At 44.8% G+C, this 7,777-nt stretch carries 8 protein-coding genes; 5 read left to right on the top strand and 3 right to left on the bottom strand.

Features of this window, described 5'->3' with window-relative positions:
• Positions 1-401: 401 nt before the first annotated feature.
• Complete coding sequence (locus H6G48_RS21120; protein WP_061430127.1) at positions 402-1,913, bottom strand: ABC transporter permease subunit; 1,512 nt, start codon at positions 1,911-1,913, stop codon at positions 402-404.
• 202 nt (positions 1,914-2,115) lie between these two features.
• On the opposite strand from H6G48_RS21120, the gene H6G48_RS21115 reads away from it, so the two are divergent.
• The 5 genes from H6G48_RS21115 (at position 2,116) to H6G48_RS21095 (ending at position 6,300) form a co-directional block, all read left to right on the top strand.
• Positions 2,116-2,871, top strand: a complete 756-nt coding sequence (locus tag H6G48_RS21115) for an amino acid ABC transporter ATP-binding protein (RefSeq protein WP_190723085.1) — start codon at positions 2,116-2,118, stop codon at positions 2,869-2,871.
• A gap of 268 nt (positions 2,872-3,139) precedes the next feature.
• Positions 3,140-3,490 (top strand): slr0373 family blue light stress response protein, encoded by a 351-nt coding sequence (locus H6G48_RS21110; RefSeq protein ID WP_012265766.1) that lies wholly within the window; start codon positions 3,140-3,142, stop codon positions 3,488-3,490.
• Between the two features lie 53 nt (positions 3,491-3,543).
• Positions 3,544-5,055, top strand: a complete 1,512-nt coding sequence (ycf46, locus tag H6G48_RS21105; protein ID WP_190723084.1) for a stress-responsive protein Ycf46 — start codon at positions 3,544-3,546, stop codon at positions 5,053-5,055.
• Between the two features lie 134 nt (positions 5,056-5,189).
• Positions 5,190-5,543, top strand: a complete 354-nt coding sequence (locus H6G48_RS21100) for a DUF1257 domain-containing protein (protein ID WP_002731874.1) — start codon at positions 5,190-5,192, stop codon at positions 5,541-5,543.
• Positions 5,544-5,643: 100 nt separating this feature from the next.
• Positions 5,644-6,300, top strand: coding sequence for a class I SAM-dependent methyltransferase (locus H6G48_RS21095; RefSeq protein ID WP_185237822.1), 657 nt, complete (start codon positions 5,644-5,646; stop codon positions 6,298-6,300).
• 338 nt (positions 6,301-6,638) lie between these two features.
• On the opposite strand, the gene H6G48_RS21090 is transcribed toward H6G48_RS21095, so the two are convergent.
• Both H6G48_RS21090 and H6G48_RS21085 read right to left on the bottom strand, forming a co-directional pair.
• Positions 6,639-7,295 (bottom strand): nuclear transport factor 2 family protein, encoded by a 657-nt coding sequence (locus H6G48_RS21090; RefSeq protein WP_002765229.1) that lies wholly within the window; start codon positions 7,293-7,295, stop codon positions 6,639-6,641.
• 225 nt (positions 7,296-7,520) lie between these two features.
• The gene (locus H6G48_RS21085) at positions 7,521-7,694 is read right to left on the bottom strand and encodes a hypothetical protein (RefSeq protein ID WP_155120225.1); all 174 of its coding nucleotides are present in this window, start codon (positions 7,692-7,694) and stop codon (positions 7,521-7,523) included.
• Positions 7,695-7,777 lie beyond the last annotated feature (83 nt).

Raw genomic sequence — 7,777 nt, 5'->3', positions numbered from 1 at the left:
TAAGGTTGGTCAGGGTTGACCTATTAGATTCAGTCAGGGGACTGAAGACCTTACTAGGCGGTTATTTCAGGTATTTCAACCTTATTTCATGCCTAAACGTTTCGCACAAATCCCTTGAGTATAGGCTACATATCAGGACAGGCACTCATGCAAAAGGGGGAATAAATAATCAGTTTTTAATAACCAGATTTATAAAGAGGATAGGAAAGTGGGGATTGAGAAGTGGCAAGTGGCAAGTGGGTTTTTAAAGTTCGATCGGGAGTCAATCATACCATTAAAAACGGATTTAGTAAGTAGCTAGACACAATTAAATGCACATATTTAACTACCTCTTGCCTCTTGCCTATCCTAACCAAGAAGTTAATTTTGCCCTATTACTTATCAGTTCCCATCTCTTGCCCCTAAGCTTTCTGTTCCTGTTTAGATTTATGTAGGGGATCCATATAAATCTCTAAGCGCTTAAATACCACAGAGGAAAGGGTAGTTAAAACCAAATAAACTACAGCAACAGCGATATAAATCTCGAAAGCTTTATAGGTAGTGGCTACCATTAATTGACCTTGCCGGAATAACTCTTCAAAACCGATTACTGCCGCTAAACTGGTATCTTTAATTAGGGTGATAAATTCATTCCCCAAGGGTGGCAACATCCGGCGAAAAGCTTGGGGAAAAATCACCTCGTGCATGGTTTGCACTGGGGACATTCCTAGACTAGAACAAGCTTCCCATTGACCATTATCGATCGATTGAATACCGCCGCGCATAATTTCAGCTAAATAGGCCGCCACATTTAAACTTAGGGCAAATAGGGCCGCCGGTAAACGATCTAAGTCGATATTTAAGCCAATTTCTCGGAACAACCCTGGCAAACCAAAATAGATCAAGAATAATTGCACCAGCATCGGTGTTCCCCGAAAGAAATCCACATAGATGCGGCAAATTATTTTTAACCATTTGTAGGGAGAAATCAGGGCAATGGCCACTAAAGTTCCGCCGATTAACCCGAACAGAAAAGACAGAACTGTTAACAGAATTGTCCAGGGAACCCCTTTCACAATCAGGTTATAGAATAATTCTCCCCAGTTAAAACTTGATTCCTGTAAATTATTTAAAGCTGGGGCAACTAAGGGTAATTCTGGCGGTTTTTCTCCAAACCATTGCCGAAAAATAGCATCGTACCGACCACTTTCTATGACTCGACCGAGAGCATCATTAATTAACTGAAGATAGGGGGAATTTTTGGGTAAAGCAATGCCATAGAATTCTTCCGTTAATAATTCTCCGACCACTTTTACTCCCCGTAAACCCGCTTGTTTAATTGCATACAAAGTCACGGGTTTATCGTTAACTACCGCCTCAACTCGACCATTAATTAATTCCTGCAAAGCTAAAGCCGCCGAGTCAAATTGACTAACTGTTGCCCCCGGTATTTTTGTCGCTTCTAAGGCTCCCGTAGTGCCAATTTGGACGGCAATTCTTTTGCCTTTTAAGTCTTCAAAATTTTTAATTGTCTTATTATCTTCCCGAACAGCGATCGCTAAACCAGCCCTAAAATAAGGTCGAGAAAAAGAAATCGCTTGGGCGCGTTCGGCGGTGATAGTCATGCCACTAATAGCGGCTTCCACTGTTCTCGCTTGTAGAGCCGGAATAATGCCATCAAAGGGTAAATTTCTAAAGTCAATGTTGAGATCGGCTTCCTTGCCAATCGCCCGCATTAAATCGATATCAAACCCAGTTAATTGTCCCCCTTGTTGAAATTCAAAGGGCGGAAAAGTTGCTTCTGTGGCGACTCGAAAAGGATTAGGAGGGGTCTGAGAAAAAGCCGGAATAACAGTTAATCCGAGCGCCAAGACTAATCCTAACAAGGCAAAGATAACTCTCTGTACCGCCCGCCCTCGCCAAAATTTAATCATTTTTTAATTGTTTCTCCTTGATTTTTTCGCTCAACTAAGTTAGTAATTTCGTCCTACTTCCCACCCAAGACAGATGTAGAGAGACTATTTGAGTATTATGATTATTCCTCTTGATAAAATGTCGTCAAGGATACAATCTGGCAGAAACTAATCTCGATACCTTTGTACAGACAGAATGTAAAATTTTTTACGAGAGGATATCATGACCACTACTACCCCTGTGATTGTCAGTGAAGGTTTACGCAAAAGTTACGGCTCTTTAGAGGTACTCAAAGGAGTTACAGGCACTCTTTATCAAGGGGATGTGGTATCGGTAATCGGTCCCTCTGGCTGCGGCAAAAGTACCTTTTTACGCTGTCTCAATCGTTTGGAAACAATTAACGGTGGCCGCTTGGAGGTGATGGGGATTGACATCTCTTCCCCGAAGTTAAATCAATCAGTCCTCCGCAACTTACGCAGCCGGGTAAGTATGGTGTTTCAACACTTTAATCTTTTTCCCCATCTCACCGTTTTACAAAACTTGGTGTTGGCCCCCAAGCAAGTGTTACACCACTCGGAAAATGAGGCTAAAGATACGGCAATTCATTATCTGGAAAAGGTGGGATTGGCCCCAAAAGCCGATGTTTATCCCGACCAATTATCGGGAGGACAAAAACAACGAGTGGCGATCGCTCGCAGTCTCTGCATGAAACCAGAGGTGATTTTATTTGATGAACCCACTTCGGCCCTGGATCCGGAATTAGTCGGGGAAGTGTTAAACGTTATGCGTCAATTGGCCGATGAGGGGATGACTATGGTAGTCGTCACCCACGAAATGCAGTTCGCTAAGGAGGTCTCTAACAAGGTTTTGTTCTTTAATCAAGGTGTCATCGAAGAAGCAGGCGATCCCGACACCTTCTTTAATCATCCCCACAGCGAGCGCCTACAAGCCTTTTTAAGTCGCATCAATAGTAATTAGGGTTTGCTCAATTCAGGAGTCAGTATTCTCCGAGTCAGGAGACAGGAGACAGGTTTTAGGTGTTGGGGGTTGGGGTTTTGGGGTTTTAGTTCAATTTCCCCACTTCCCCACTTCCCCACTTCCCCACTTCCCCACTTCCCCATCCCACTTCTCCAACAATTGTAAAGAAATGTTACAATTATGCCGTTATAACAGCTTACCATCTTGACAGGAGGGAAAGACAGTGGTTATAGTAAGGACACATACCCGGGTAAACCAATTTAGTGATATGCAAGACAAGCAAAAAGTCACACTGTACCTTCCCCCTGGAGTCCATCGTCAACTAAAAATAAGAGCCGCAATCGATGAAGAATCGATGTCAGGGCTGGTGGAAAAAGCGATCGCTTTCTACCTAAAATACCCCGAAAAGGTAGAAGAAATCGAAGCCGCCGCCTATGGCAAAACCTATCAGGTTCATGTCTGTCCCGAGTGTGATGCCGCCTTAGTGATGAAAGAAGATCGGCTAAGGTCAATCAAACGCCAGCCCGGAATAGTCGGCGACGAGTTCCCGCTCGAAGTTCCCGAACCCGTTGGCGCTCAAGGAACCGCAGAGGGAGAAGCAGCCTTAGTTCCCTGCTAAACTCTCGGTAGCCGCCCAAGGTCAAAACCGTTACCACAAATAGGGTCGATGTTATGAAAGAAGAGCTAGAAATTCTCGTCAAGGCTCAGTATCCCCTGATTTACCTCGTCACCTCCGAGGAGGAAAGGGCGGAAGAAGCCATCAGCAAAATAGCCCAACTAAATACACAACATCGACGGGTGTTTGTCTGGACTGTCACCCACGGCATGATCGAACAGGGTCAACCGCGCCAAACCAATCAACATAATACCGTGTCGCCAGAAGCGGCGATCGAATGGGTAGTGCGTCAACGGGAAGCGGGCATCTATATATTTAAAGACCTGCATCCGTTCATCACTTCCGCTCCAGTCACTCGCTGGTTGAGAGATGCGATCGCAAGCTTTAAAGGAACCGAAAAAATCATTATTTTAATGTCTCCCCTGCAAGAAGTCCCCATAGAACTAGAGAAAGACGTAGTAGTTCTAGATTTTCCCCTGCCCGACATGGGAGAGTTAGATACAGTTCTCTCGCAACACCTAGGCAAAAATCAAAATCGTCGTACCACCACAGAGGTCCGGGAAAAACTCCTGAAAGCGGCCTTAGGCTTAACCAAAGATGAAGCCGAAAAAGTTTACCGCAAAGCCCATGTAAAAGCGAACAAATTGACGGAAGACGAGGTAGAAATCGTCCTTTCCGAGAAAAAACAACTGATTCGCCGCAACGGAATTTTAGAATACGTTGAAGAAGACGAGACCATCAACGCCGTCGGTGGTCTGGAAGAATTAAAAAAATGGTTAAAACAGCGCTCAAATGCCTTTACAGAAAGAGCCAGAGGTTACGGACTCCCCCAACCGAAAGGAATGCTAATTTTAGGAGTACCAGGCTGTGGTAAGTCCTTAATCGCTAAAACCACCTCGCGCCTCTGGAGTTTACCGCTCCTGCGCTTAGATATGGGACGGGTTTACGATGGTTCCATGGTGGGACGGTCTGAGGCTAACCTGCGTAATGCCCTAAAAACTGCCGAATCCATCTCTCCGGCCATTCTTTTCATCGATGAATTAGATAAAGCTTTTGCCGGTGGCACGGGATCCGCCGATTCCGATGGGGGAACCTCTAGCCGCATCTTCGGCTCCTTCCTGACTTGGATGCAGGAAAAAACCTCACCCGTCTTCGTTATGGCCACAGCTAACCGGATTGAACGGCTACCCGGGGAATTTCTCCGCAAGGGGCGCTTCGATGAAATCTTCTTTGTCGATTTGCCCAATTCCGAAGAAAGACAAGATATCTTTAATATTCACCTGACTAAACGACGCTCCGACATTTCTCGCTTCGATTTGGAGCAGTTAGCCAAGGTATCCGATGGGTTTTCCGGTGCGGAAATAGAACAGGCGCTGATTGCCGCCATGTATGAGGCCTTCGCCCAAGATCGCGAATTCACGCAATTGGACATTATTGCGGCGATTAAGGCGACTCTGCCCCTATCTCGCACCATGACCGAACAGGTGACGGCCCTGCGTGATTGGGCCAGACAACGCGCCCGACCTGCTTCGGCCTCCGTCGCTGAGTACCAGCGATTGGAGTTCTAACAGACTTTCGCCCGCTCCCAACGGGATGAAAGGCTAGTTCTCAGGGACTAGCAATGCCTCGAAAAGCCGCTTGGCGGCACTCTTTAACTCTCAATCTGTTGTTGTTGATTCTTATCTACAAAGAGGAAATTCCAATGTCTCATTTTAGCACTCTCCGGACCAAAATCACCGATGCCGAAATCCTCAAAGCTTCTCTCCGCGACCTCGGTATTAGCGTAAAAACCGAAGCTGATGTTCGTGGTTACAACGGTCAACGGGTTCGCTCCGACATCGTTGCTGTTCTCGATGGCGAATATGATCTCGGTTGGTCCCGCAATACCGACGGCAGTTTCGATTTAATCGCTGACCTCTGGGGTGTAGCCAAAAAACACAATCAAACCGAATTGATCAACTCGATCAACCAAAAATACGCTGTGAACAAAACCCTATCCGAAGTGAAACAGCGCGGTCTGCAAAACGCTAACGTTAAGCTAGTCGTTCAAAGCTAAGATTTACAGCGCGTTCCCAAGCCTAGGGGTTGACCAGTTCGGTTAACCCTTTTTTCTGTCCGTGGGGTATGTTAAGAATAGTAAAATTAACTTGACAAAAATGCTCCGACCTGAAGAAAGAACTAAACTCGATCCGACGAAAGACAGCGATTTTTATGCTTTTCCCCGCTTCGTCACCCACGTGGATGAGGGTTTTATCGATCGATTAACCGCTCTCTACCGAGAGATCTTATCGCCGAATACACGCATTTTAGACCTGATGAGCAGCTGGGTGTCCCATTTACCGGAGGAGATGGAATTTGAGCATATCGAAGGTCACGGGATGAATGGGGAGGAGTTAGCCAAAAATCCCCGCTTGCATAGTTATTTTGTCCAAGACCTCAATGCACAGCCAAAATTGCCCCTAGGGGATAGTTCTTTTGATGCGGTGTTAATCACGGTGTCGGTGCAGTATTTGCAGTATCCAGAGGCGATTTTTGCGGAACTGTATCGCATTTTAAAGCCTCATGGTCTGGTGGTGGTTAGTTTTTCCAATCGGATGTTTTACCAAAAAGCGATCGCTGCTTGGCGCGATAATAGCGATTTAGGCCGGGTAGCGTTAGTGAAATCCTATTTTAAATCGGTGGCGGGATTTAGGGAAGTACAGGCGATCGTTCGTCCTGCTACTACCCCCAGTTTCCTACAAATGTTAGGAATTATGGTTGCTGATCCCTTCTATGCAGTGATAGGAAAAAAAGAATCCTCTCTAGGATTATAGTCATCGTTAACAATCAGAGGGCTATTGTCATAATACATACATACTGTGAGCAACACCATCTAGGGTCTGCTGAAAAAGTTTTTCGTGGGGACAGGGTGTGGGGTGTGGGGTGTGGGGTGTGGGGTGTGGGGTTTTACCGGTTTTGAGGTGGCCAATTACCTAATTTTCAGGGAAAAAGTGCCTCAATTTTTTGCATGAGTGCATGAGGAGAAAACGGGTTTCTCCGAGAAACCCGTTTTCTGTGCGTTACTCAACGGATTTAGTATGAAATGACTAGAGGATCAAAAGTAACCCGATGGATTTTGCAGATTTGTGGGTGATCCCACCCTTGTCATTTCCTAACTGTGCATTGGACACTTTCCGCCAGAAACCAATTTTTCTAAAAATTGGCTATTATCAAAAAAATGTTCGACATAAGTTAGTTTTAAATCTGCATTTACATCAGCAATTGTAATGCCATATACTTCTATTAGTTTGTTGGTAGGCGCATGACCTTTAAATTCTCCTTGATGTGTTCCCCAATGTCTCCATTTAAAAATAACTCTTGGCGGACCGCTATAAGCCTCAATAACTTCCCAAACAAAACCAGTTTTAAAAGCATTCATAAAACTGGCTGCACCTGATTCAAAATCTTCAGCTTTTGAACTATAAACCGGTGTTTCGCCTAAAAATAAATTATAAGTTCCGCGTTCTATAATATCTTGTACTGTATATTCCGGACCGTGGTTAGTACGCATTCTAAATTGATCTATATCAACCGATGTCCATTGATTGGGATTTAGCTTGTAAGTGGCTTCCATTTCAAATGTTCTTACTAAATTCTGTGCAATAGCTTCTAAGGAGCCAGTGGGATGATGTTTTTCGCTTTGCACCCTCAACGTTTTATTCGTTCCTGAATAATCTGGGCGTTTTCCATAACGCCATTCTATGCCGTCATCAGCCGCAAGTACATTATCTCTATCTTGTATTTGAATAGGAATATTTTCTTCTGACATATTTAACTCCTTCTGTGATCTTTAAAATTGCTGAGACTTACCTAAAAAACAAATATCTCGTATTTGCCTAACGGCTTAATTGAGGGGCAAACGATCACGTTTCCCTCCCAACAAAAACCTACCAATATTGTCCGCTCCAATGGTGTGTTATGCCCGATCGCTTAACTATGTCTTAATTTTCATGATCGCAAATAACCCCTGTGGACTGATAAGCTGCCCGCGCATTTAAATTGCTTGTTGAGACGAGGCAAGAGGCAACAGTAAAGGAATTGGAGGAGATTCGGCTAATCTAAGAATAAGCAGTTTAAATAGGGTTTGCTGAATAAATGTGAAATGTAGGCAAGGTAGGGGTTTTGTGGCTTTACGAGCGAAACAGGTGCAAGATTTTTGCGTCTTCATCGGCCCGCGTCCTGTAGGGGCGAAGCATTTGGGCATAACCTATCGGTGAAACCGGAGATTTTCTATCCGAATGCTTCGCCCGT

The sequence above is a fragment of the Microcystis flos-aquae FACHB-1344 genome (genome assembly GCF_014698375.1).
GTDB classification, from domain to species: Bacteria; Cyanobacteriota; Cyanobacteriia; order Cyanobacteriales; family Microcystaceae; genus Microcystis; species Microcystis aeruginosa.
Note: the sequence above shows the minus strand (reverse complement) of the source record. Positions and strands in the feature narration are given on the sequence as shown.